At 59.3% G+C, this 22,735-nt stretch carries 24 protein-coding genes and 1 tRNA gene; 16 read left to right on the top strand and 9 right to left on the bottom strand.

Features of this window, described 5'->3' with window-relative positions; translation table 11 throughout:
- Positions 1–18 precede the first annotated feature (18 nt).
- Positions 19–744, top strand: coding sequence for a response regulator transcription factor (locus tag K0H48_RS11265; protein ID WP_219267525.1), 726 nt, complete (start codon positions 19–21; stop codon positions 742–744).
- Complete coding sequence (locus tag K0H48_RS11260) at positions 731–2,089, top strand: sensor histidine kinase (RefSeq protein WP_219267952.1); 1,359 nt, start codon at positions 731–733, stop codon at positions 2,087–2,089. The genes K0H48_RS11265 and K0H48_RS11260 overlap by 14 nt, the downstream gene beginning before the upstream one ends.
- A 3-nt stretch (positions 2,090–2,092) precedes the next feature.
- Here K0H48_RS11260 and K0H48_RS11255 read toward each other — a convergent pair whose 3' ends face one another.
- Positions 2,093–2,608: a DUF2062 domain-containing protein gene (locus K0H48_RS11255; RefSeq protein ID WP_138814977.1), complete on the bottom strand. Its 516-nt coding sequence runs from the start codon at positions 2,606–2,608 to the stop codon at positions 2,093–2,095.
- A gap of 134 nt (positions 2,609–2,742) precedes the next feature.
- Between K0H48_RS11255 and K0H48_RS11250 the strand changes: the two genes are divergently transcribed.
- From K0H48_RS11250 to murB, 8 genes are all read left to right on the top strand, one after another.
- The gene (locus K0H48_RS11250; protein ID WP_219267524.1) at positions 2,743–4,968 is read left to right on the top strand and encodes a DNA internalization-related competence protein ComEC/Rec2; all 2,226 of its coding nucleotides are present in this window, start codon (positions 2,743–2,745) and stop codon (positions 4,966–4,968) included.
- A gap of 108 nt (positions 4,969–5,076) precedes the next feature.
- Positions 5,077–5,712 carry a MotA/TolQ/ExbB proton channel family protein gene (locus tag K0H48_RS11245; RefSeq protein WP_016969293.1) on the top strand — a complete coding sequence of 212 codons (636 nt, stop codon included), beginning with the start codon at positions 5,077–5,079 and terminating at the stop codon, positions 5,710–5,712.
- Positions 5,709–6,137, top strand: a complete 429-nt coding sequence (locus K0H48_RS11240) for a biopolymer transporter ExbD (RefSeq protein ID WP_219267523.1) — start codon at positions 5,709–5,711, stop codon at positions 6,135–6,137. Before K0H48_RS11245 ends, K0H48_RS11240 begins: the two co-directional genes overlap by 4 nt.
- Complete coding sequence (gene lpxK / locus K0H48_RS11235; protein WP_069787177.1) at positions 6,137–7,147, top strand: tetraacyldisaccharide 4'-kinase; 1,011 nt, start codon at positions 6,137–6,139, stop codon at positions 7,145–7,147. The genes K0H48_RS11240 and lpxK overlap by 1 nt, the downstream gene beginning before the upstream one ends.
- Positions 7,148–7,170: 23 nt before the next feature.
- The gene (locus K0H48_RS11230; RefSeq protein WP_003174668.1) at positions 7,171–7,356 is read left to right on the top strand and encodes a Trm112 family protein; all 186 of its coding nucleotides are present in this window, start codon (positions 7,171–7,173) and stop codon (positions 7,354–7,356) included.
- Complete coding sequence (kdsB, locus tag K0H48_RS11225) at positions 7,353–8,117, top strand: 3-deoxy-manno-octulosonate cytidylyltransferase (RefSeq protein ID WP_219267522.1); 765 nt, start codon at positions 7,353–7,355, stop codon at positions 8,115–8,117. The genes K0H48_RS11230 and kdsB overlap by 4 nt, the downstream gene beginning before the upstream one ends.
- On the top strand, positions 8,117–8,581 hold the full coding sequence (locus K0H48_RS11220; protein ID WP_219267521.1) for a low molecular weight protein-tyrosine-phosphatase: 465 nt from the start codon (positions 8,117–8,119) through the stop codon (positions 8,579–8,581). The genes kdsB and K0H48_RS11220 overlap by 1 nt, the downstream gene beginning before the upstream one ends.
- Entirely contained in the window at positions 8,578–9,597 is a 1,020-nt protein-coding gene (gene murB, locus K0H48_RS11215; protein WP_219267520.1) for a UDP-N-acetylmuramate dehydrogenase, read from the top strand. The genes K0H48_RS11220 and murB overlap by 4 nt, the downstream gene beginning before the upstream one ends.
- A 74-nt stretch (positions 9,598–9,671) precedes the next feature.
- Here murB and K0H48_RS11210 read toward each other — a convergent pair whose 3' ends face one another.
- On the bottom strand, positions 9,672–10,343 hold the full coding sequence (locus tag K0H48_RS11210) for a Bax inhibitor-1/YccA family protein (protein WP_058419884.1): 672 nt from the start codon (positions 10,341–10,343) through the stop codon (positions 9,672–9,674).
- Between the two features lie 152 nt (positions 10,344–10,495).
- Between K0H48_RS11210 and K0H48_RS11205 the strand changes: the two genes are divergently transcribed.
- Both K0H48_RS11205 and K0H48_RS11200 read left to right on the top strand, forming a co-directional pair.
- A tRNA-Ser gene (locus K0H48_RS11205) sits at positions 10,496–10,586 on the top strand.
- Positions 10,587–10,872: 286 nt separating this feature from the next.
- Positions 10,873–11,349 carry a hypothetical protein gene (locus tag K0H48_RS11200; protein WP_219267519.1) on the top strand — a complete coding sequence of 159 codons (477 nt, stop codon included), beginning with the start codon at positions 10,873–10,875 and terminating at the stop codon, positions 11,347–11,349.
- A gap of 819 nt (positions 11,350–12,168) precedes the next feature.
- Here K0H48_RS11200 and K0H48_RS11195 read toward each other — a convergent pair.
- From K0H48_RS11195 to K0H48_RS11185, 3 genes are all read right to left on the bottom strand, one after another.
- Positions 12,169–12,579 carry a VOC family protein gene (locus K0H48_RS11195; protein ID WP_219267518.1) on the bottom strand — a complete coding sequence of 137 codons (411 nt, stop codon included), beginning with the start codon at positions 12,577–12,579 and terminating at the stop codon, positions 12,169–12,171.
- A 347-nt stretch (positions 12,580–12,926) separates the two neighbouring features.
- The gene (locus K0H48_RS11190) at positions 12,927–13,358 is read right to left on the bottom strand and encodes a hypothetical protein (RefSeq protein ID WP_219267517.1); all 432 of its coding nucleotides are present in this window, start codon (positions 13,356–13,358) and stop codon (positions 12,927–12,929) included.
- Between the two features lie 1,004 nt (positions 13,359–14,362).
- The gene (locus K0H48_RS11185) at positions 14,363–15,808 is read right to left on the bottom strand and encodes a serralysin family metalloprotease (RefSeq protein WP_219267516.1); all 1,446 of its coding nucleotides are present in this window, start codon (positions 15,806–15,808) and stop codon (positions 14,363–14,365) included.
- Positions 15,809–16,082: 274 nt separating this feature from the next.
- On the opposite strand from K0H48_RS11185, the gene K0H48_RS11180 reads away from it, so the two are divergent.
- The 3 genes from K0H48_RS11180 to K0H48_RS11170 are packed head-to-tail and all read left to right on the top strand — an operon-like array spanning position 16,083 to position 17,143.
- Positions 16,083–16,454, top strand: coding sequence for a hypothetical protein (locus K0H48_RS11180; RefSeq protein WP_200431798.1), 372 nt, complete (start codon positions 16,083–16,085; stop codon positions 16,452–16,454).
- 42 nt (positions 16,455–16,496) lie between these two features.
- Entirely contained in the window at positions 16,497–16,793 is a 297-nt protein-coding gene (locus K0H48_RS11175; protein ID WP_219267515.1) for a hypothetical protein, read from the top strand.
- Between the two features lie 17 nt (positions 16,794–16,810).
- On the top strand, positions 16,811–17,143 hold the full coding sequence (locus K0H48_RS11170; RefSeq protein ID WP_219267514.1) for a hypothetical protein: 333 nt from the start codon (positions 16,811–16,813) through the stop codon (positions 17,141–17,143).
- Positions 17,144–17,264: 121 nt separating this feature from the next.
- Here K0H48_RS11170 and K0H48_RS11165 read toward each other — a convergent pair whose 3' ends face one another.
- A complete protein-coding gene (locus tag K0H48_RS11165; RefSeq protein ID WP_219267513.1) occupies positions 17,265–17,645 on the bottom strand; it encodes a DUF1090 family protein in 381 nt (126 codons plus the stop codon).
- A 372-nt stretch (positions 17,646–18,017) separates the two neighbouring features.
- Between K0H48_RS11165 and K0H48_RS11160 the strand changes: the two genes are divergently transcribed.
- Positions 18,018–18,314, top strand: coding sequence for a putative quinol monooxygenase (locus K0H48_RS11160; protein WP_219267512.1), 297 nt, complete (start codon positions 18,018–18,020; stop codon positions 18,312–18,314).
- A gap of 260 nt (positions 18,315–18,574) precedes the next feature.
- Here the strand turns inward: K0H48_RS11160 and K0H48_RS11155 are convergent, their stop codons facing one another.
- The 3 genes from K0H48_RS11155 to K0H48_RS11145 are packed head-to-tail and all read right to left on the bottom strand — an operon-like array spanning position 18,575 to position 22,734.
- Positions 18,575–19,624: a hypothetical protein gene (locus K0H48_RS11155; RefSeq protein WP_219267511.1), complete on the bottom strand. Its 1,050-nt coding sequence runs from the start codon at positions 19,622–19,624 to the stop codon at positions 18,575–18,577.
- Positions 19,625–19,635: 11 nt separating this feature from the next.
- Complete coding sequence (locus tag K0H48_RS11150) at positions 19,636–21,444, bottom strand: hypothetical protein (RefSeq protein ID WP_219267510.1); 1,809 nt, start codon at positions 21,442–21,444, stop codon at positions 19,636–19,638.
- Positions 21,445–21,447: 3 nt separating this feature from the next.
- On the bottom strand, positions 21,448–22,734 hold the full coding sequence (locus tag K0H48_RS11145; RefSeq protein WP_219267509.1) for a hypothetical protein: 1,287 nt from the start codon (positions 22,732–22,734) through the stop codon (positions 21,448–21,450).
- Between the last annotated feature and the right edge of the window lies 1 nt (position 22,735).

The raw sequence follows: 22,735 nt of genomic DNA, 5'->3' as shown, positions 1-22,735 counted from the left end.
AATGACTTGCAGACGCTAATGAATCCCGCAGCTGGCCTACCCACTATCCTGACCATTGAAGACGACCCGGTATTGGGTGCCTATGTGCATGAGCACCTGGGCCGCTGTGGCTTTCAGGTCACCTGGTGCCAGAACGGCCAACAGGGCCTGCAGATGGCACGTGACCAGGCGTTCGACGTGGTGTTGATGGATATCCTGCTGCCGGGCATGGACGGTTTGTCGATTCTTACCCATTTGCGCCAGGACCATGCGATGCCGGTCATCCTCATGTCGGCGCTGGGCGCCGAAGCCGACCGCATCAGCGGTTTTCGCCTGGGCGCGGACGACTACCTGCCCAAGCCGTTCAGCATGATCGAACTGCGCGTGCGCATTGAAGCCATTCTGCGCCGCGTGGCCCTGGACCGACGGCCGTTGCCGCTGCGTTTACCGACAGGCGACGATGCGCGCAGCCTGCGTTTTGACGATGAACTGTACGACGTGTTCTTTCAAGAACACTCGGCCGGGCTGACGCGCAGCGAGTATCGCCTGCTCGAGACCTTGCACCGTAGCGCCGACGAAGTGCTCAGCAAAGCCTTCCTTTACCAGCATGTGTTGCAGCGCGGCTACGCGCCCCACGACCGCAGCCTGGACATGCATATCAGCCAGATCCGCCGCAAGCTCAAGGCCATCGGCTACAGCGAGCGCGAAGTGCGCACGGTGTGGGGCAAAGGTTATGTGCTGAGTGGCCATGATGAAGGGGTTTAAACGGCTGCCCGGCCGGCATTCGTTATTCTGGAAGCTCGCTTGCCTGCTGATCGCCTTCTGTTTGCTGATGATCTGGCTCAGTTGGTCCTGGGGCCGCTACATGGAAGAGCAGAACGCCTACGTGGCCGAGGAATCGCGCGACATTCTGCGCGGCTATGCCGCAGGCGCGGAACTGGCCTGGAGTACCCAGGGCAGTGCGGGCGTGGACGCCTGGTTGCAACTGATGGGCACGCGCGAATCCACCTGGATCGGGGTGATCGGCAACGACCTGCAGTCGCTGAGCAACATGCCGCTGAGCGACAAGGAAAGCCAGCGCCTGACCTTTCTGCGCGGGCTGGAGTGGCCGGTCAGTCGGCATGTCAAAGGCCTGCCCTGGGTGAAAATCCCGTTCCCGGTCGATCCTGGCGCCGGCTCGCTGGTGATCGAATTGCCCAAGCGCTTTATGCCGGGGCGCTATCAGGTGTTCTGGCGCGTGGTGACCAACGGCGTGATCCCCGGCCTGTTTACCTTGTTGCTGTGCGTGGGGCTTTACCGGCTGTTGATCATGCCTTTGAACCAGTTGCGCGAGCAGGCCAACGCCTGGCGCGCCGATCAATTGAACACGCGTATGTCCCGCGAGGCCACCAGCCGCCAGGATGAATTGGGTGAGCTGGGCCGCGCCTTCGACCACATGTCCGAGCGTTTGCAGGGCACCGTGGAGTTGCAGCAACAGTTATTGCGGGACATGTCCCATGAACTGCGCACGCCGTTGAGCCGTTTGCGCGTGGCCTGTGACAGTGAGCAGGACCTGACGCAGTTGCGCGAGCGCCTGGGCCGCGAGATTGACGCCATGCAGCGCCTGGTGGAAGACAGCCTGCAACTGGCCTGGCTGGACAGCGAGCGAACGCCGTTACCCGAGGAAGCCATCCAGCTTCAGGCCTTGTGGGACATGCTGCGGGAAAACGCCTGTTATGAGAGTGATTGGCCAGCAGCGCGTTTGCCGTGCCTGTTGCCCGCCGACTGCTGGGTGCGCGGCAACCTGAATGCGCTGGCCCAGGCCCTGGAAAATATCCTGCGCAATGCCATCCGGCATTCCCCCGCCCAGGGGCGGGTGACGCTGGACGGCTGTCGCGAGGGCGATGCCTGGCATATCTGGCTGCAAGACGAGGGCGGCGGTATTGATGAGCAGGACTTGGAACGCATCTTTGCGCCGTTCACCCGCCTGGAAGGTTCGCGGCCCGGTGATGGCGGTTTTGGCCTGGGCTTGAGCATCGCGCGCAATGCCGTACAGCGCCAGGGCGGGAGGTTGTGGGCGCAAAACACCGCGCAAGGTTTGTGCGTGCACCTGCGGCTGCCGGCGCGCTAGCCTTCAGCCGCGCCGTTGCTTGCGCTTCTTCCATTGGTGCGCGACCCACCAGCGCCAATAACCCATCGTCAGGCAGTAAGCCAGTGCGGCCAACACCAGCCCGCACACCACCGAACCCAACAGGAACGGCTGCCACAACGTGCCCAGCTGGCTGCTGATCCACTCCCAGGTCAGGTTGTCGGGCAGGCTGCGCGGCGGCGTGTTCATCAGCCAGGCGCCGGTCAGGTAGGTGCAGAAGAACACCACCGGCATGGTGATCGGGTTGGTCAGCCACACCAGGCTCACTGCAATCGGCATATTGCCGCGCACGGCGATCGCCAGGACCGCCGCCAATAACATCTGCAACGGAATCGGGATAAACGCCGCGAACAGGCCCACTGCCATTGCGCGAGCGACGGAATGGCGATTCAGGTGCCAGAGGTTTGGGTCATGCAGCAACTTGCCGAGAAATCGTAAGGACTTGTGTTCCCGGATACTCGTGGGGTCGGGCATGTACCGTTTGAATAAGCGCCGGGGCATAAGGGGTCCAGGTCAGTTCGAGGGGCAAGTATGCCCGCATTCTATAAACAGAAAATTCAGACTTTGTGACAAAACATCAGAGGCCGCGCGAGGTATCCGACTAAGACTAGTGGATCACTGGAAAAGGATGATTCATGAGAACAGGGATGTTCGCGTTCGGAATGGGCTTATTGTCGCTGCGATTTTTACCCGCATTGCCGCCCACCCCATGGCTGTTGGCCATGTTGGTCGTGGCCTTGATGCTGCTGCCGTTTCGAACCTATCCGCTGGCGTTTTTGCTGATGGGCGTGAGCTGGGCGTGCATGAGCGCGCAATGGGCGTTGGACGACCGGCTAAGGCCCAATCTGGACGGTCAGACTCGCTGGATTGAGGGGCGCGTCATCGGGTTGCCGCAAAACACCAGCACCGGCGTGCGCTTCGAATTGACCGACAGCCGGTCACGCAAGGCCCGGCTGCCCAAGCGTATCCGGCTGTCCTGGCATGGCGGGCCGCCGGTTAACAGTGGCGAGCGCTGGCGGCTGGCGGTCACGCTCAAGCGGCCGGCGGGCCTGCTCAATTTTCAGGGTTTTGACTACGAGGCCTGGCTGCTGGCCCAGCGCATCGGTGCCACCGGCTCAGTGAAAGATGGTCAGCGCCTGGTTCCGGCGCGCCATGCCTGGCGTGACAGCGTGCGCCAGCGCCTGCTGGCGGTGGATGCCCAGGGCCGCGAGGCGAGGCTGGCAGCCTTGGTACTGGGCGACGGCTCGGGGCTCGCGCCTGAGGATTGGCGAGTGTTGCAGGACACAGGCACGGTGCACCTGCTGGTGATTTCCGGCCAGCACATTGGCTTGCTGGCCGGTTTGATCTACGCCCTGGTCGCCGGGCTGGCCCGCTACGGCTGCTGGCCCCGGGCCCTGCCTTGGCTGCCGTGGGCCTGCGGCCTGGCATTTGCCGCCGCGCTGGGCTATGGCTTGCTGGCGGGCTTCGGTGTGCCGGTGCAACGGGCCTGCGTGATGGTCGGGTTGGTGCTGCTGTGGCGTTTGCGGTTTCGCCACTTGGGTGTGTGGTGGCCGTTATTACTGGCATTCAATGCTGTGCTGGTGCTGGAACCGCTGGCCAGTTTGCAGCCAGGGTTCTGGTTGTCGTTTGCCGCCGTGGCCGTGCTGGTATTGGCGTTCAGCGGGCGTCTGGGCGCGTGGAGTATCTGGCAGGCCTGGACCCGCCCCCAATGGTTGATCGCCATTGGTCTGTTTCCGGTGTTGCTGGTGCTGGGGTTGCCTGTCAGCCTCAGTGCGCCGGTGGCCAATCTGTTCGCCGTGCCGTGGCTCAGCCTGGTGGTGCTGCCGTTGGCGCTGCTGGGCACGACACTGTTGGTGGTGCCGTGGGTGGGAGAGGGCTTGTTGTGGTTGGCCGGTGGCGCGTTGGACGGCCTGTTCACAGGCCTGGCGCTGCTGGCCGGGTTTCGCGCCGCGTGGCTGCCCGCCGACGTGCCGTTGGGTTACTGGTTGATCAGTCTCGCGGGCGCGGTGCTATTGCTCTTACCCAAAGGCGTGCCACTGCGGCTGCTGGGCTGGCCGATGCTGTTGTTGTCGGTTTTCCCACCTAAAGCCTTGGTGCCGCACGGGCAGGTGGAGGTGGTGCAATTGGATGTCGGCCAGGGGCAGGCGGTGATCCTGCGCACGCGCCATCACGCCATGCTCTACGACGCAGGCCCGCGCTCAGGGGCGGTTGACCTGGGCGCACGCGTGGTGCTGCCATCGCTGCAAAAACTTGGGGTGGCGGCGTTGGATGCGATGGTAATCAGTCATGCCCACGCCGACCATGCCGGCGGTGCAGCAGCGGTTGCCGGTGCGCTGCCCGTCGGGCGGGTTATCAGCGGGGAGATCGAAGGGCTGCCGGCTTTTATCGCGGCCCAGCCCTGTAGCAATGGCGAGCGCTGGGAGTGGGATGGCGTTTCGTTTGAGTTGTGGCAATGGCCTGGCGCCACTAGTAGCAATCCGAAATCCTGCGTCTTGCAGGTACAGGCCCGTGGCGAGCGCTTGCTACTGACGGGCGATATTGATGAGGCGGCCGAAAAAGCCTTTCTCGCGTCGCCCTTGGCGGTGCCGACCGATTGGTTGCAAGCGCCACACCATGGCAGTCGCAGTTCCTCATCCTGGGCGTTTTTGCAGCGGCTTGCGCCCAAGGCGGTGCTGATTTCCCGTGGCCGTGGCAATGCGTTCGGGCATCCCCATCCACAGGTGACCGCGCGTTATCAGGCGCTGGGCAGCCGGGTCTACGACAGCGCCGAGCAAGGTGCCGTGCGTGTGCAACTGGGCAGTTTTAAACCACCGGTTGTTGCGCGCAGTCAACGGCGATTCTGGCGCGAAGCGTTACCGTGATAAAGGCTTACCCAGCACCTGGGCCTGTGACAGGCGGGCTGGCGCCTACGAACCACGCCGGTGAACCTATATGGTAAAGTGGCGCACTTTTTCGAGGGGACATTCACTGTGTGGGAATTGGTCAAATCCGGCGGCTGGATGATGCTGCCGATTATCTTGAGCTCCATCGCCGCACTCGGCATCGTTGCCGAACGTTTGTGGACCCTGCGCGCCAGTCGCATAACCCCCGAGCATCTGCTGGGGCAGGTCTGGGGCTGGATCAAGAACAAACAGCTGGATAAAGAAAAACTCAAGGAACTGCGCGCCAACTCGCCGCTGGGTGAAATCCTTGCGGCGGGCCTCGCCAATTCCAAACATGGTCGCGAGATCATGAAAGAGTGCATCGAAGAGGCTGCCGCCCGGGTCATCCACGAAATGGAGCGCTATATCAATGCACTCGGCACCATCGCGGCCATGGCGCCGTTGCTGGGTCTGTTGGGCACGGTGCTGGGCATGATCGACATTTTCAGCTCGTTCATGGGCTCGGGCATGACCACCAACGCCGCCGTCCTGGCGGGTGGTATTTCCAAGGCCTTGATCACCACGGCAGCGGGCCTGATGGTCGGTATTCCTTCAGTGTTTTTCCACCGCTTCCTGCAGCGTCGCATCGATGAACTGGTGGTCGGCATGGAACAGGAAGCCATCAAGCTGGTGGAAGTGGTGCAGGGCGATCGTGATGTCGATTTCGTTGAGGGCCGAGCGTGAAATTTCGCCGCAAGCAACGGGAGAATGTTGATATCAACCTGGCGTCGCTGATCGACGTGGTCTTTATCCTGCTGCTGTTTTTTGTCGTGACGACCACCTTCACCCGCGAAACCCAACTGCGTGTTGATTTACCCGAAGCCGTGAGTGGCTCACCGGCCGAAGACCAGCAAACCAAGCAGTTGGACATTGCCATCAGCGCCGACGGGGTGTTTTCGGTGAATAACCAATTGCTCGAAAAAAATGACCTTGCCAGCCTGATGGTCGCCCTGGAGAAAGAGTCCGGCGGCGATACCAACATGCCGCTTTCCATCAGTGCTGACGGCAAAACCCAGCATCAAGCCGTGATCACCGCCATGGATGCCGCCGGCAAGCTGGGCTTCAGCCATCTGCGCATGACCACCGTCGAGGCGGCGAGCCCGCCCTGATGGCCATGTCCGATCGTTTGCTCAAGGCGTGGTACGAGGGCCATCCGGCACTCGCGCTGCTGCGGCCGCTGGAATCTTTGTACCGTCGCGTTGTGCAGCGCAAGCGCGCGCGTTTCCTGGCGGGCGAGGGTGAGATCTATCAATCCCCGGTGCCTGTGGTGGTGGTGGGCAATATCACCGTCGGCGGCACCGGCAAGACGCCGTTGATCCTGTGGCTGATTGAGCACTGCCGGCGCAGCGGCCTGCGGGTCGGTGTGGTCAGCCGTGGTTACGGTGCCAAGCCACCGCAGTTGCCGTGGCGGGTCGAGGCCAGCCATAGCGCCGAAGTGGCGGGCGACGAGCCGTTGCTGATCGTTCAGCGCTGTGGCGTGCCCCTGATGATCGACCCAGACCGCAGCCGCGCCGTCAAAGCCTTACTGGCCAGTGAACCCCTTGACCTGATCCTCTCCGACGATGGCTTGCAGCATTACCGCCTGGCCCGCGACCTGGAACTGGTGCTGATCGATGCCGCCCGTGGCTTGGGCAACCGCCGCTGCCTGCCTGCCGGGCCTTTACGCGAGCCGGTGGAGCGCCTGCACAGCGTGGATGCGCTGTTGTACAACGGTGCCGGGGCCGATCGCGAGGATGGGTTTGCCTTTCGCCTGCAACCCACGGCGCTGATCAACTTGAAAACCGGTGAGCGCCAATCGGTCGAGCATTTTGCCGCCGGCCAGCGGGTCCATGCCGTCGCGGGTATCGGTAACCCGCAACGTTTCTTCAATACCCTCGAAACGCTACACTGGCAGCCGATTCCCCATGCGTTTGCCGACCATGCGCCCTATAGCGCAGAGGTGTTGAATTTCACACCGTCATTGCCGTTGGTGATGACCGAAAAAGACGCGGTGAAGTGCCGCGCCTTTGCCCAGCCCGACTGGTGGTACCTTGCAGTAGATGCATTGCCGTCACCGGCGTTTGTGGCCTGGTTCGACACGCAATTGATGCGCCTGCTGCCTGCCCGACTCTTGCCTTAAACCGCTTTTTCCAGGAAATACTCATGGACACCAAACTGCTCGACATCCTCGCTTGCCCGATCTGCAAAGGCCCGCTCAAGCTCAGCGCCGACAAAACCGAGTTGATCAGCAAGGGCGCCGGCCTGGCTTATCCGATCCGTGATGGCATCCCGGTGATGCTGGAAAGCGAAGCCCGCACCCTGACCACCGATGAGCGCCTGGATAAATGACCACCGCCTTTACCGTTGTCATTCCTTCGCGCTACGCCTCCACGCGCCTGCCGGGCAAGCCGCTGCAATTGATCGGCAACAAGCCGATGATCCAGCTGGTGTGGGAACAGGCCTGCAAAAGCAGCGCCGAACGCGTGGTGGTTGCCACCGACGACCCGCGCATTATCGAGGCCTGCAAAGGTTTCGGCGCTGAAGCGGTGCTGACCCGTGAAGACCACAATTCCGGCACCGACCGCCTGGCCGAAGTCGCCACGCAGCTGGGGCTGGCGCCGGATGCGATTGTGGTCAATGTGCAAGGTGACGAGCCGCTGATCCCGCCCTGCGTGATCGATCAGGTCGCCGCCAACCTGGCCGCCCATGGCGAGGCGCGCATGGCGACCCTGGCCGAGCCCATCGAAGACATCGAGACCCTGTTCAACCCGAACGTGGTCAAAGTGGTCAGCGATATCAATGGCCTTGCGCTGACCTTCAGCCGCTCGACCCTGCCTTGGGCACGGGATGCGTTCGCCAAACAGCCCGACGTTTTGCCCCAGGGCGTGCCGTACCGTCGCCATATCGGCATCTATGCCTACCGCGCCGGTTTCCTGCATGACTTCGTCAGCTGGGGGCCGTGCTGGCTGGAAAATACCGAGTCCCTGGAACAGTTGCGTGCCCTGTGGCACGGCGTGCGTATCCACGTGGGCGACGCGCTGGAAGCACCGCCGGCCGGTGTCGACACCCAGGAAGACCTTGAGCGCGTCCGCCGCCTGCTGGGGGCCTGATGGAGGTTCTGTTCGTCTGCCTGGGCAATATCTGCCGCTCGCCCACCGCCGAAGGTGTGCTGCGCCATAAATTGCGCGAAGCGGGGCTGGCCGGCCAGGTTGAAGTGGCATCTGCCGGCACGGGTGAATGGCATGTTGGCAACCCGCCGGACCAGCGCAGCCAGCGTGCGGCGCGGGTACGCGGTTACGATTTGTCGGCCCAGCGTGCCCAGCAGGTTTCGCGTGCAGACTTTGCTCGATATGACTTGATCTTGGCCATGGACCACAGCAACCTGCGCAACCTCAAGGCGTTGCACCCAGGCCGAGGCAAAGCCGAGCTGGACTTGTTCCTGCGCCGCTATGACGCCGAAGTGGACGAAGTGCCAGACCCCTACTACGAAGGCGAGCAAGGCTTCGAGCGGGTCCTGGACCTGATCGAACGGGCCTGTGATTTATTGGTGATCGAATTGAAGGGGCGGTTATGACCTTGCAAGTGCTTGCGCAGGTATCGCTCAAGCCATTCAACAGCTTCGGCATCGACGTGCGCGCCCAGTGGTTTGCCGAGGCCCACAGCGACGCCGATGTGCGTGAAGCCTTGGCCTATGCGGCGGCGCAGTCGTTACCGCTGTTGGTGATCGGCGGTGGCAGCAACCTGCTGTTGACCCAGGATATCCAGGCGGTGGTGTTACGCATGGCCACCCAGGGCATTCGGGTGCTGCAGGACGACGGTGTACACGTGGTGGTCGAGGCCGAAGCGGGCGAAGCCTGGCACCCGTTTGTACTGTGGACCTTGGACCACGGCTTCTGCGGCCTGGAGAACCTCAGCCTCATTCCCGGCACCGTCGGTGCTGCGCCGATGCAGAACATCGGCGCCTACGGCGTAGAGATCAAGGACGTGTTTGCCGGCCTCACCGCGCTGGATCGCCACACCGGCGAACTGCGCGACTTCAGCCTGCAAGAATGCAACTTCGCCTACCGCGACAGCCTGTTCAAGCACGAAACCGGGCGCTGGCTGATCCTGCGTGTGCGTTTTGCCTTGAGCCGCGCCAGCCACCTCAAGCTCGATTACGGCCCGGTGCAGCAGCGCCTGGCCGGGCAGGGCATCACTGAGGCGACGCCGAGCGATGTCAGCCGCGCTATTTGCAGCATTCGCCGCGAAAAACTGCCCGACCCGGCAGAACTGGGGAATGCCGGCAGCTTCTTCAAAAACCCACTGGTGTCCCAGGTGTTAGCGGCTGAGCTGAAGGCGCAGTACCCGGACCTGGTGGCCTACCCGCAGGCCGATGGGCAGATGAAGCTCGCCGCTGGCTGGCTGATCGATAAAGCCGGCTGGAAAGGCTTTCGCGACGGCGATGCCGGCGTGCATAAACTGCAGGCGCTGGTGCTGGTCAACTATGGTGCGGCCACCGGGCACGACATTGCCAACCTGGCGCTGCGCATCCAGCGTGACATTGCCGAGCGTTTCAAGGTTGATCTGGAAATGGAACCGAACCAGTACTGAGCCAGGAAGTAATCCCGTGAAAACAAAAATGCCCCGTATCTTTCGATACGGGGCATTTTTTATTGCGTCAGAAATCAGTCATCGCGGCTCATGATGCCGAAGATCTGCAACAGGCTGATGAACAGGTTGTAGATCGATACATACAGGCTGATGGTTGCCATGATGTAGTTACGCTCACCGCCGTGGATGATGGCGCTGGTCTGGAACAGGATGCACACGGAGGAGAACAGCACAAAACCCGCGCTGATCGCCAACTGCAAGCCGCTGATCTGGAAGAACATGCCGGCAACCACTGCCGCCAGCAACACGAAGAAGCCTGCGGTAATGAAGCCACCCAGGAAACTCATGTCCTTACGGCTGATCAGCACATAGGCCGACAGACCACCAAACACCAGGGCGGTCATGGCAAATGCCGAACTGACCACTTCCGCGCCGCCGGCCATGCCGAGGTAACGGTTGAGGATCGGGCCAAGGATAAAGCCCATGAAACCGGTCAAGGCAAACGCCGACACCAGGCCCCAGGCCGAGTCACGCAGCTTGTTGGTCAGGAAGAACAGACCGTAGAAACCAATCAGCACGACAAAGATATTCGGGTAGCCGACGCGCATCTGCTGCGCCACATACGCCATTACGCCGCTGAACGCGAGGGTAAGGGCGAGCAAGCCGTAGGTGTTGCGCAACACGCGGCTGACTTCAAGCTGCTCAGCCTGCGCGTTACCATTCAGTGCGTAATTCTGTTCGCGCATGGCGACACTCCTTCAGTTTTGAAACATTCAGTCGCAAGGATCATAACAGACGCTCTGTAACAAGCCATGGCAAGAGTTTGACAGTGTGTTTCATTCGGGTATTATGGCGCCCGCTGACACGGGATGGGCTACTATAATCCTGTGATGCAAAAGGGAAATTGGCAGAGTGGTTGAATGCACCGGTCTTGAAAACCGGCGGACGTTAATAGCGTCTCCAGGGTTCGAATCCCTGGTTTCCCGCCAAGATTTACACGAAAGCCCCGCGATTGCGGGGCTTTTGCGTTTCTGGGGTTTGGGCTGGGCATCGGCTGAAAAGCCAGGCGTTCCGAAACTCTGTCTATTTGGACGTCTTTCCCCTCGCACCATTCCTCCGGTAAACAGCGGCCGGCCGCCGCGTCTCGCCATCCATGAGCAGGACAGGGCCAATCCAGAAGAACCAGCAGCCGCTGACTGATACGTACGTTAATTCGGGCATGGGGATATCTCGCCCGCTGCTCACCGGCAGGCATGTAGGGACTTTGGGTTACATTTGGATAACAGTCCCGCAAGTGACAGCGCTGAAGTGTTTCGCAGAAAATTTGATATTCGGTCGCGCCGAGGCAGCCTAAGCATCAGTTATTTATTGCTCGGCTATCTGGTCAGGCTGCTCAACGAGGAGATGTTTGCAGTGTTCAAGGAATACACCGTTGCAATGTTGGCCGTCGCCATATCAACGTTCGTGGTAGCTGAGGAACTGCCGCAAGGGCCGTTGCTTCAGCGCTTTGGTGATGCCATTAATGAGTTGCCCAAACCAGCATCGCCCCCAGCGGCAAAAACTACGCCACGTGAGTTGCACCTCGAAGGTGAAGAAGCGCTCAATCACCCTGGCAGACCCGCGATGCGCGAGATGGAAAAAACTGGCAACCCAAGCATCGACAACATGCATGCGCGTGATAGAGGTGCGTGTAGAAGGGTTCAAACGGCAGCTTTAGGGCAGGGTAAAGGTTTGAGTCTAGTGTGTGAATAAGAGCGGGCTACTGGGATCATGATATCACCCGCTCGAAATCGACCACCCAGACCCACAGGTTGTTGTTCCCGCTACCGCCGATAGATCGCCACAGATCAATGAACTGATGCCATGCGGATTCGCCGTCATCTGAGTAACCACCATCGTCTGTCATGCGCCACGCTCTGAGTCCTTCGGCTGTTGGTCTTCTTCGGCGGTGGCCTACCTCTTCGATTTCACATTCTGGCCAATCAAGTCATGCCTGGCGCCTGGTTGACCCGGTGGTACGATCGCTTGAGAGAGGTGTTAATCTTTTCGGATTGATTGTCAGGGAGATCGGAATGGCCAACAAAAAGCTTGAAGCGTTTCGCGAGTGGTTCACGCCGAGTAGGAAGCTATGGACAGCAGTAGGCCTGTTTGCAATTGCTATCGTGGTGCCACTTGTCTTTCCGGGAACGAACGTTACTTGGATCGTCGGGCCTGCTAGCGTTTTTTTAGTTGGTTGGCTTATTCCCGATACGAAACGTGGGCGATAGAGCGATGGCGGCGCGCGTGATTCGTTGATAGGGGCTATTTGTAGTTGCATTTATGAGCGCCATTGTCACGGGGGCTCAATGTCGCTTTTTAATGGAGTGGTGCATGGGATAGCCAAAGACTTTACGGAGGATGGCGCGGTCGGTGCCAACGGATTGGCCGAACACGGTCGGCAATCTTGTCCTGAAGCACGGTCTTGAAGTCCTGCGCGATGTGCTCGTGTTCCATGCGCACCTGGTCATACAGTCAATTCAGCACATTCGGCCCGCGCAATGGCGGGCTTCAAGCCAATACTGTGAGCGACGCCTATCCCGCCACATGCAAATCTCCACGATGAGCGATATGCACCTTGTTGCCATCCGGATCACGCAGATACGCACCGTAGTAACCGTCACCATAGTGAGGGCGTTGGCCAGGTTCACCTTCATCGGATCCACCCGCAAGAAGCCCAGCTGCATAGGCGGTATCTACCGCATCTGGAGAGGGTGCAGTGAAAGCCACCATGCCGCCATTTCCTGCTCCGGCCTTATTGCGGTCATAAGGGTTGTATACATAAAAGCGCGGGAGCGCGCTGTCTGGCTTAACCCAGCACGCCGAAGGTGGCCCGCCATCTGGGGTTACAGGCCTACGACAGAGCCCCAAGGGGATCAGCACCGCGTCGTAGAAGGTAGACGCCTTATCAAGATCGTTTGTCCCAACGGTTACGTGACTGAACATCCTGTATTCCTGCTTACGAAGGCGAGGCGTTATCGTGTCATTTTGAAGGTGGGCGTGTATAGCGGTCGTCGGGTAAGGCGGCGAGGGCGAGTCTCGGTCCTCCAAATCGCAGGCAAAGAAAAGCCCGCGATGGGGGTAGCGGGCTTAAAGGGATGTTCTCTAGGAGCTGGGGTAACCATAAGCGCCCGAGTGTGAAAGGGATGTGAAAGGTTGCGCTCAGTAGGACGTCGCGATTGCCTTGACGTTGTCGCCTGATACAGCCTGTGTGCAGACAAATGCCAGTAAGGCGCCTGCCAGAAACTAGAAGCCCGGCGCTGGGCCGGGCTTCGATGTAACAGCGTCAGAAACTAACGATGCTTGTTCTTGTGTTTATGTTTGTTGTTGCCTTTGTGCTTTCTACCATCGGATCGATGATTACTTTCATCATCCGCCAGGTTGTTTCCTAGTGCGCCACCCGCAGCGCCGCCGAGACCTGCACCGATAGTCGAGCCGGTTGTACCGCCGAGGCGGTTACCAATCAATGAGCCACCCGCTGAGCCGATCCCTCCACCTAATGCAGCTTCCGCTTTATTGCCTTTTTGCGCACCGACAGCACTGCCGGCAGCACCACCTACGCCAGCGCCTACCGCCGCGCCCGTTGAGCCGCCGAGCTGTTGACCTACGATGTTGCCAAGTGCACCACCAACGCCGCCTCCAAGGGCGGCTGTGCCATCTCCGGCAGCCATCGCTCCTTGCGAAATGAGGACGCCCACAAATAGGGCGGGCAGTGTCATTTTCATTTTGTGAACCTCTATGGGTTGTCAGCAGGCGCTCACGGTTAAAGCACGCCTGTCATTGGGACTCGTCCAAAAGTTTGAAGTTCTTTGCGGGCGGGTCCTGCGGGCGAATGGTTGTAACAAGATATAAGCGTACCGCCTTCACCTCATCCTCGCACACCGTAGAAGTGGTTAAGCGCTATCAGCTCAACCACAGCCACTAAAACGCACAGCGCAGCGAAGCCAGGGCTGAAGACTCGCTTGCGATTGGATGAGCCCCCAGCCAGCCTTCGTCGCTAGCGCCTGGGATGCCCATGAGGAACGGGAGCGTGGCTGATCGGCAGTTCGACCGCCTGGTCTTGGACGATGGTCGGGGAAAAGGTCAAGTTTTCTGATGCAGAGATCACACTTACATACCCAGAGTAGGCATGATTACCCGGCCGCACTCTATGAGTTGGCCGGCTGTTACTTGAAGTTCGCGGGTGGGTTTCGCTGCGTACCCGGCAAGGAAGCCTGCGGCGACAAGCGCAATGCACAGTAAGGTGTTTCTCAGGATCATGCGGGGCGCTCGCTGAATGATTGATGTAAAAGCAAGCAGCAATGATTCCAGATTATTCAAAAGGTTCCTGAGGGTCGCCCTGAGTGAGCTATGGTAATCACCAACGCTGTCGATCAGGGACTGATCGTCAGCGGGTGTGCCAGGTATGTGCCATTGCACACTGAGAACACTGAACGACTCTGACTGGAGGCGTTCGTATTGCGTTCATCTGACTTTTGATAGGGCACCATGGATAAGCGGCTCGCAGGTCTATCATTTTTGCTTACCCTGGGATGGGTTGCCACAGTGATATCTGTAATGTGGTACTTCTACGACAATTAGTCTAAAGGCCAGAATCACTTCTAGCCCCACAATTACGTAGGTTCCTGCCAACACGAACAATACCTGGGAAGCACCGGCGGTCAATTGAGAGAGGCGCAGCAGCTTCTGCTCCGTCATGGAGCGCGGCGGCGAAGCGCCGCGCTTTAGATCACGCCACGATGTCGCTGATGGCTGCCCGGCCCACGGTGGTGACGAGGAAATCCGCCACGCCATGCCCGGAGAAGTCCACCGCCAAGGTGCCCAGGTTGGTACCCGAGGCATAGCTCAGAACCGCATCGCCGGTGTGCCCGGTAAATGCATTGACGAAGCTCAAGCCCGCCCCTTTGGTAATGCCCGACAGGTCAATCTTGTCGGATCCCGAGATGAAGTCAAAAATCGTGTCCGCCGCCCCCGGCTTGGAGTCGGAACTGGCACCGAACACAAAGGTGTCGTTGCCGGCGCCGCCCCACAGTTGGTCCGCACCGCCGCCGCCGTAGATGATGTCGTTGCCGGCACCGCCTTTAATGATGTTGGCGGCGTTGTTGCCAATGATCAGGTCGTTGCCTGCGCCACCAAAAGCGTTTTCGAGGGTAACGCCCTTGGCGATGGACACGTTGCCCACCAGACCGCCGATGTCGGAGAACGAGGCTTCATTGAGGTTGATCTTCTGGTTCTGGGTAAAACCGGAGAAGTCCAGGGTGTCGTTGCCGCCACCGTCCCATACCGAGAACACCAGCTTGTCGGCATTGGAGGTGGCGCTGTAGAAATCCCGCCCGGTATTGGAGTTGAACCCGTAGATGGTGTCGCCGGCGCGGGTGGCGTAGTTGGCGCCGTAGAGCTTCTGGATCGCGGCAATGTCGTCGATCAGCGGGCCGGCTGCATAGGCTTCGCTCCCGCCTTTACTGAAGTTTTGATCGGTGTTGCTCTCGCTCCAGTAACTCATCACGGAGTAAGCGTGTGTATCTTCGGCATATTTCGCATCCGAATAGGACGGCTTACCCACACTGGCATCGTATGCGCCTGGGTGCTGCAGTCCCAGCGTGTGGCCAATTTCATGGGTTAGCGTTTGACGGCCGTAATTGCCGTTCGCGGGCGTTAAGTTTTCTTGGTAGTTTTTATTGGTATAAAACAGTGCGTCACTGTTTCCACTGTTGTTTGGGTAGAACGCGAAAGCCGACCGCGCACCGCCATGCTGCAGGTCATTACTATAGTTGCCCAGGGATATATGTGCATCGCCTCCGCTTTTAGATTCACGGAATGAGATATTGGCGACGTCCGACCAGGATTGGAACGAGAGGGCCGCCTGGGACTTCTGTTGTGCGTTAAAAGCGACGAAGCCAGAAACTTTCTCAGCGGCGTAGGATTTACTTTCTGAGGTCAGAAAGCTGTAGGTGAAATTGTATTTGCCGTTATGGTCATTATCACCCCAATAGTAACCGCCTCGGGTTATTTCATCAGCGGCCTGCGCAACAGTGTAAGACGGCTTTCCATTTATATAAAATCCTCCTCGATCATAAGCGTGTGAAAAATGCTGGAGGCTTTGGTAGTCTTCACTTGTTTGGAAGCCAGCCGAAGAGGTGGTTGGATTGACAAGGTTTTTCGTTGAGACAGTCATAAGTTTACATTCCTTCGAGTACATTGAGTGTGGAGTGCTCTAGGCTTATCACGTGTTCGTTGTTTTCTTGTTGTGTTCATTCTTATAAAGGAGTAAGGCGTTTAGTGTTATTTAAAAATTAAATATTATATATAACATATTGAAATATCCTTAAATATTTTCAGGGGGGCAAGCGGATGAGTGGTTTGATAAATGTGAGCGGGTGGCAATTCGTATTGGCAATTTGATCCTGATGGGTGTATCAGTGCACACACTTATTTGAAGGATCAAAACCATGCGTTTTTTGATTGGCTCATTAGCGCTACTCACCTCAGCTGTCGCACTCGGTGATGAAGCCCAGATGAAGCAGTGGGAAAAGATGGACCGTTGCTCGAACGCGGCCTTTATCGCGGTACAGATCCTGGAGGAAAGCGCTGACACCGGCAAACAGGCGATAGCACTACATGGAGCGGTACAAGGACTCAAAACCAACACAAAACTGGCAGAAGCAACGCCTACCGAAAACGAAGTCAGGAGTGCCTATAACTTTGCGCTTCGGATCTCTTACACGATGCCTCGGCCTTTCGCAAAGCGCGAGCATGATTGGCTTATCGCCCAAGCTGCGACATCATGCACTCTATGGGTTCCTAGCGCCCACGCCCAGTAATCACAGAGCGTGGTTGGCGGTCGCTCGTTATCGTTCGAGCCAATGATTTATCGTCATGTCGCTACTTTATATATTCATGTCCGTGCCTCGACAGAATCCAATATCAGCAGACTAGGCCGACTCTCTGCCCGCCAGCCGCGTTTATGCGGCTACACAAAAAGCGACGCCGAGCTGGTCGTTACGCGTAACAACGCCTTGTATCCCGTGGGCCTTAACGTTAAATTCTGCATAGACGGCACCTTGGCAGCAGAATTTGGCCAGGCCGAAGTGAGGTGGTTTGGCCTGAAGCAGGGCGCGCATATTCTTGCGATCAATGACGATGGTGCCTCGTTTGAATAACTAAAGGATTGACACCTATGAGTGATGGAAATTTATCGATCGTAGAAATTAATTTCGCTGAGGCGGATGTTTCGGTACAACGTTGCGCCGTAGGCGCTATCGATCGATCAAACATAACTCCAGAGAAGCTATTTCTATTGTTCATTGGGGATAGGCTGGTAGGGGTTTTTTTGACAATCAAAGAAGCCTACGAACGATGGGAAGAAATTAAAAAACTAGAGCGCGAGCCCGAGAATGAAACAGCTCAAGCTATCCTCAGAAACTATAAGAAAAGTGTGCTTCCGACGGATGCAAAATTGAATGTCGGTAATGACAGGCGCATAGGTCTTGTAAAGACAAGTGTGAAATAATGCTCGCTTGAAGAGGGACGTCGGGTATTGGATTAACCTTACGATGGCGAGCATAGAGAGTATCGGTTTCACCTGCGTAAAAAGCCCGCAACCGCGGGCTCATCTCACATCACTTTGCAACTCACTTAAACAAACCACCAATAGCATTAATCGCATCCGCAGCCTTGTTCACGTTTTGCTGGTGTTGTGGGTTGGTATCCACCTGCGCCTGTGTGTTGTAACGCGCGTTACTGCAACTTTTATTGGTTTGCGTCAGGGCCGCCTGAAAGGCTGTCGCGCGCAAGGTGTCGCCTTTGGCGTTGGCTGCATTGATGTTGGTCTGCAGGTCGCGGATCTGCTGCTGGCAAGAGGCGTTGTTGGTAGTGGTGTTGACGGTGTTGTTGCTGCTGCCACCCAGGGCGGAGGACAGAGCGCCCGTCAGGGCCGTCAGGTCGGCGGCGTGGGAGGGCAGGGTAAACAGGCTGAACAGGGCGGCGGCGGGTGCGAGTCTGGTAAGACGCATGGCAAACCTCAATGTTTGATTGCCTGCACAGGTGTCAGCGCCCGAGCTGGCGCAGAGCAATATCCGTATAAGAGTGAGCGCCCGGGTGGAGGGAAATACTATTGGGGCAATTTTTGTGCTTCAACACTGGCGTTGCAGAAGTGTGAATGCCTTCACGTTGTTGGCGGGTCGTGTTCCGCCCGCCAATCAGACAAAGAAAAGCCCACGATGGGGGCGCGGGCTTAAAAGGTGTTCACTTAGGAGCTGAGTTCAGGCTAGGCGCGCCACTGTGAAAACCGCGTGAAAACCGCGTGTGTATTATGTTTTTTGCACCCAGGCATCAGGCTCAAGTACTGTGCTCGTTCCTTATCCAACCTAAGCAACGGTGTGTTCATGTCCAATGAAGTGCAGCTTGTCGTGATGATCAATACCCAGCCCGGCAAGGGCTCGCAGCAGTTGGCAGCGTTTCAGGCGCTGGCGCCTAAGGTGCGGGCCGAGCACGGATGCCTGCGCTACGACCTGCATCCCGTGGTGGGCAACCCCGACAGCTTTGTCCTCATTGAAAAGTGGGCCTCAAAAGATGCATTGGATGCCCACCATGTCGCCCCTCATATGGTCGCAGCGGCCCAGCACAATCCGTCATTTCGTGCCGGGCCTGCGACCGTTTTGCTGTTGGAGGACGCGGTATAAGGCGGCTTTCGGAGCCAGCGCTTTCAAGGTCTTTGAGTAACCGGCGGTACCCTTTAAACAAGGATGAACACTGTCACTGTGGCGAGCAGGCTTGCCCTGCGTTGGGTGGCGAAGCCGCCCCAAATCAGGCGACTCGGTGAGCCAGTTATAGCGGGCTTGGGCTGCTGCGCAGCCCAACGCAGGGCAAGCCTGCTCGCCACGGTTTGCTTTTCTTCAGCTCGATACCTGATTCGACTTGCTTGACTGCGTAGGGCATGGTTTCAAAGCGGCACCCGCCTTATCTTGCCGCTCAATGGCACCACAGTGTTGTAGGGCGTGGGGATTGGCCGACCGGCCAGGCCCATGCCTTCGCTGATCAGCACAGCGCCCGGCACCACGCATAAGTTGGACGGCGTATCCAGGCCGCGCACCAGCTCTTCGACTTCCCGGGTGTGCAGGTTGCAACGCAACAAGCGTCCACTGAACCGGGTAAAACCGCCGTGCAGCGGCTCGCCGTTCCAGTCCGGCAGCAGCGGTTGTTGCAGGTGGCTGCACAGCTCCAGCACCAGCAACCTGCCGCGCGGGCACAACGCCAGGCCCGTGGGCAATTGCAGGCCGCGTATCACCACCTCTATTTGCCCGCTGGCCGGGTGTACGCGGATCACTTGACCGGCAAAATCGGCAAAATCGAGGCCCTTGCGCACCGGGTCGCCGTGCAGCTCGCCAGAGAACAGGCTGATCAGCACCGCGTCCGTGTGCGGTTCGTACACCAGGGTCACGGGCACGGCTTCCTGGCCTTGATCGAGTTCCGGCAGTTGCGCCAGCACTCGTTCGTCCCGGCCATCAGTGAATTCCACCAGTTGATTGGTATCCGGCTTTACCGCCAGCCAGCTGTGGCGGGTGGGGTGGTAGCACAGCGCATTCAAATTGCCCCGGCTGTGGAACACCGGCTCAGGTGGGTTGTATTGCAGGTCGAGCAGTTGCGAGCCGCCGACATAATCGGTGAGACTGGCCAGGCAACGCCCATCACCGCAGGCGATGTCCGATATGCCCATGATTTCATCGCGCAGCATGCGCGCCTGCATGTTCATGCTGCGAAAGCCTTGGGCAATGACTTCGCCGGGCAAGTGGTCGCCAGGCCGCGCAGGGTCGGGTTGCAAGCGGCTGATGCGGCCGCTGAAGGATTGATCCGCCAGGCCGGAGCCGGCTTCGGCCAACAGCAGGCTGCCATCGTCTTGCAGGCACAGGCCGCGTGGGTTGAGCAGGCCATCGGCAATCAGTGTGCTGGAGTGCAGCGCTTCAATGGGCCGCGCCGGAATATGCAAGGTCATAGGGTGTGCTCCTATTGAGGCGGCTGCCATGGGCTGCCGGTGAGGTAGGCGCGCAGCAACGCACGCTGGGCTGGCGACATCGAGCGCACGACCGGCATGAACAGCGTGGTGCCTTTGTAGGCATCCGAGGTGCGCGCCAGAATCGCGTTTTTCGCGGCCATGATCGCGTCGGGCTGGTTGAGCGGCACGTAGCGCGACATGGCGGGGAAGGCCAGGTAGTGAAAGCGCAGCACGTTCGGGTAAACCTGCGCCCAGGTGATGGTGCTGCCCTTGGGGATGCCAAAATCAGTCTGGGCGTATTTGCGCAGGTTGGTGAAGAAGGCGCCGTCGTCCACGCCATTGGCCGTGCAGGTCAGCGCGACAAAACCTGCCTGGCCGGCACTGCCGCTTTTGAGCGTGACCGGGAAACTCACCGTCTGTTGCCCGGCATTCACGGTCAGTGAAGCAGGGAAGTTGAGAAAGTCGATGTACTGCTTTTGATCGTAAACACCCGGCGCGCTGGCCCCCAGGCTCACCTTGGTGGCGCTGGGCACCGGCCCACCCAGGTAGCTGACGCGCAGGGTGATGGTCAGGCCATTGGGGTAATCCTCCAGGTACACATTACGCTGGTCGGCAGACACCCGGTACGTCGCCTCGGTGGCATTGAGTTTTTTACCGTTCACCGCATTGGGCGCGGTGATGTTCAACGCCGTGGTCCTCACGGCTTGCTGTTGGCTGGCATTCAGGGGCAGGTCGACGATACCGCCGTACACGTAGTAATTGACCAGCGGGCTGGCGGTCGGGTTGAGCGTCGTCAGCGGTGCTGTACCGGCGGCAATGGTCACCGGCCCGTAATTGGCATTCGGCCCGATGGGGCTGGTGATGTCATCGCGCACGGCGCGGAAGGTTTGCTTGGGGATGACATTGACCATATCCAGGCTCAGCAAGCCGTTGTTGCCCAGCGCCGCATAGGCGGCGTTGCCCGTGGCCTGGTTGACGATCTGGCGGCCCGGCTGGCAACCCGGCAGCTCGCCGGCAAACGCCGGGGCCAGGGTGCCGATCACCCGCCCGATGCTCGGGTTAGGCGTGTACTTGCCGGCGGCGTAATCGGCGTCCAACTGCGCTGTGGTCATCTGCGGGCACATCTCGAACATCACAAACCGCAAAACAATGCCTGTCGCGCCCGGCGCCTGAATAATCGCCCTGAGGCCGGCACTGTTCTGGTTCCAGCTGACGATGCTGCTCAGCGGGAAGGTCAGCTGAAACGTGCCGCTGGCATGGAACGAGCCCGGTGCGTCCATTTTTGCCGGGTCGAGCACGCGGCCGGTCACGTCGTAACTGCTGCATACCGCATTGTTGCGGATCAGCAACTGGATATTATCGTTGCCGCCAATTTGCAGGCCGCCGACAAATATCTGCGTGGTGGTCGAGGCGCTGGGGTCCAGGTCCACCATCATCGGGCCGGAGACCGGGCCTTGGCCGGTCACCGGGTCTACCGAACCGAGCAGGTACACCGGCTGGCCAATCATGTCGCCGGTGGTGCTGATGTTGCCCGGCACACCTTGGGAGCTGATCAAAGCGTTCTGCATGTCCACCACATGCTGGCCATAGTGGTTCCAGCCGCCGGCGGTGTAGTAGTTGCCCGCCGGCGCGTTGATCATGCTGTTCAACTGGTCATCGGTGTAGGGCTGCGTACCCGGCGCCAGGGTCGAGGTGGTGAGGTCGAACAGCGGCCAGTTCGGGTTGCCGTTGAACGGGATGGTCGGCGAGTTATTCGGCAAGCTCACGTCCGTGCGGATGCCACCCCAGAAATTCAGTCGTGGTCCATTGAGGATGCTCATGGTCTATTCCTTGTCCGTGGCGTGTGGGGTGACGGGCGGGTTGGCGAATTTGAACAGGTAAGAGAAATCAGACTTGAACGGGCTCTTCACCGGCGTCGCCATGGAATGGCAGTTCATGCAACTGCTGTTGGGCTGGATGTAGCTCTCCATGGTCACGTTCGCCGACAGCGCCGGCGTCGGCTGGCCCAACGGGTTGCTCGGGTTGTTGGGCATCAGCGGGCGCTGGGTGGTGATGAGCTGGTAGTACTTCAACACGCTGCGTTGCAGGCCGGGGTTGGCCTGGTAATTGGCGTTCACCCAGCGTGTGGCGTCGGCAATCGGCGTGACGCGGTTAAGCGGGTTCGGCGTCTGGAACGTGGTGCCGGGCTTGGGCACACAGACCAGTTGCGTGCCCTGGGTCTGCCAGTTGCACGGCGACTGGTTGAGCGTGGCGGCCGGGGCCAACGGGTTGTAGTAGGAATACGCCGTACCGGAGACCGGTTGATCGACCCACTGGCCATTGACCTTGGCCTTGGGCGGCACGTTTTCGATCTGCTCGAAGGTCGACCAGATCCACTGCGGGTAGCCATTGACCTTGGTGATGATATGCAGACCCACCAGCCCCAGATACGCTTCGGTCACCCCGGTGCGTTGGCCCTGATTATTGAACGTGGCCACGCGCGCAATCTGGGTCAGGTAATGGCTGGCATTGTCCTTGGGCGTGAGGATGCGCCAGCTCGATTTGATCTCGATCACCCCATTGGGGAAGCTGATGTTATTGGCTTTGGACACCACATTCGCGTTGTAGAAGCGGTTGCCGACAATGTAGTTATAGGACGCCTGGTTGGCCGAGATATCGTAGTAGGTCGGGTTGCCCGCCTGGTCGATCAGCCAGCCGCCGACCGCCTGGTCGATGGAGTTGACCAGCGAACTGTTCTTCAGCGCAGCAATATTGATAATGCCCAGGCTGCGCGCCGTCAGCGGGCTGTTCCACGGCCCAGGGTTGGCGGCGCCCGGCAGGAAGATCTCACTGACAGTCTTGTAGGTTTGCCACACGGTGTAGCCCGCATCGCCTGGCTGCTTGTTGCAGTTGGGCGTGCCGCGCTGCCCGTCCTGGGCCGGCCAGTTCAGGGCGACAAACATCTGCCAGCTGTATTGATCGAACTGGTCCTGCGGCGCATTGGCGGCCGGGGCGCTGGTGGGCGGCTGGCAGTTGAGCTGTGTGGCCAGCATCGACGGCTGCGGTTCTTCGCGTGCCAAGGCCGGCAGGCTGACCAGCCCCAGCAGCATCACACTCAGTAGGGTTTTCATG

The organism is Pseudomonas sp. Xaverov 259, from assembly GCF_019352915.1.
In the GTDB taxonomy this organism is placed as follows: Bacteria; Pseudomonadota; Gammaproteobacteria; order Pseudomonadales; family Pseudomonadaceae; genus Aquipseudomonas.
The sequence above is the reverse complement of the archived record's forward strand: the minus strand, read 5'-3'. Positions and strand labels throughout refer to the sequence as shown.

Coding starts and splice junctions, on each gene's coding strand:
- murB (WP_219267520.1), top strand. CDS start 8,578: ATGACCTTGCAAGTGCTTGCGCAGGTATCGCTCAAGCCATTCAACAGC.
- K0H48_RS11230 (WP_003174668.1), top strand. CDS start 7,171: ATGGACACCAAACTGCTCGACATCCTCGCTTGCCCGATCTGCAAAGGC.
- K0H48_RS11165 (WP_219267513.1), bottom strand. CDS start 17,645: ATGCGTCTTACCAGACTCGCACCCGCCGCCGCCCTGTTCAGCCTGTTT.
- K0H48_RS11185 (WP_219267516.1), bottom strand. CDS start 15,808: ATGACTGTCTCAACGAAAAACCTTGTCAATCCAACCACCTCTTCGGCT.
- K0H48_RS11150 (WP_219267510.1), bottom strand. CDS start 21,444: ATGAGCATCCTCAATGGACCACGACTGAATTTCTGGGGTGGCATCCGC.
- K0H48_RS11210 (WP_058419884.1), bottom strand. CDS start 10,343: ATGCGCGAACAGAATTACGCACTGAATGGTAACGCGCAGGCTGAGCAG.
- K0H48_RS11160 (WP_219267512.1), top strand. CDS start 18,018: ATGTCCAATGAAGTGCAGCTTGTCGTGATGATCAATACCCAGCCCGGC.
- K0H48_RS11260 (WP_219267952.1), top strand. CDS start 731: ATGAAGGGGTTTAAACGGCTGCCCGGCCGGCATTCGTTATTCTGGAAG.
- K0H48_RS11255 (WP_138814977.1), bottom strand. CDS start 2,608: ATGCCCCGGCGCTTATTCAAACGGTACATGCCCGACCCCACGAGTATC.
- K0H48_RS11220 (WP_219267521.1), top strand. CDS start 8,117: ATGGAGGTTCTGTTCGTCTGCCTGGGCAATATCTGCCGCTCGCCCACC.
- K0H48_RS11265 (WP_219267525.1), top strand. CDS start 19: ATGAATCCCGCAGCTGGCCTACCCACTATCCTGACCATTGAAGACGAC.
- K0H48_RS11145 (WP_219267509.1), bottom strand. CDS start 22,734: ATGAAAACCCTACTGAGTGTGATGCTGCTGGGGCTGGTCAGCCTGCCG.
- K0H48_RS11195 (WP_219267518.1), bottom strand. CDS start 12,579: ATGTTCAGTCACGTAACCGTTGGGACAAACGATCTTGATAAGGCGTCT.
- K0H48_RS11250 (WP_219267524.1), top strand. CDS start 2,743: ATGAGAACAGGGATGTTCGCGTTCGGAATGGGCTTATTGTCGCTGCGA.
- lpxK (WP_069787177.1), top strand. CDS start 6,137: ATGGCCATGTCCGATCGTTTGCTCAAGGCGTGGTACGAGGGCCATCCG.
- K0H48_RS11180 (WP_200431798.1), top strand. CDS start 16,083: ATGCGTTTTTTGATTGGCTCATTAGCGCTACTCACCTCAGCTGTCGCA.
- K0H48_RS11155 (WP_219267511.1), bottom strand. CDS start 19,624: ATGACCTTGCATATTCCGGCGCGGCCCATTGAAGCGCTGCACTCCAGC.
- kdsB (WP_219267522.1), top strand. CDS start 7,353: ATGACCACCGCCTTTACCGTTGTCATTCCTTCGCGCTACGCCTCCACG.
- K0H48_RS11190 (WP_219267517.1), bottom strand. CDS start 13,358: ATGAAAATGACACTGCCCGCCCTATTTGTGGGCGTCCTCATTTCGCAA.
- K0H48_RS11175 (WP_219267515.1), top strand. CDS start 16,497: ATGATTTATCGTCATGTCGCTACTTTATATATTCATGTCCGTGCCTCG.
- K0H48_RS11170 (WP_219267514.1), top strand. CDS start 16,811: ATGAGTGATGGAAATTTATCGATCGTAGAAATTAATTTCGCTGAGGCG.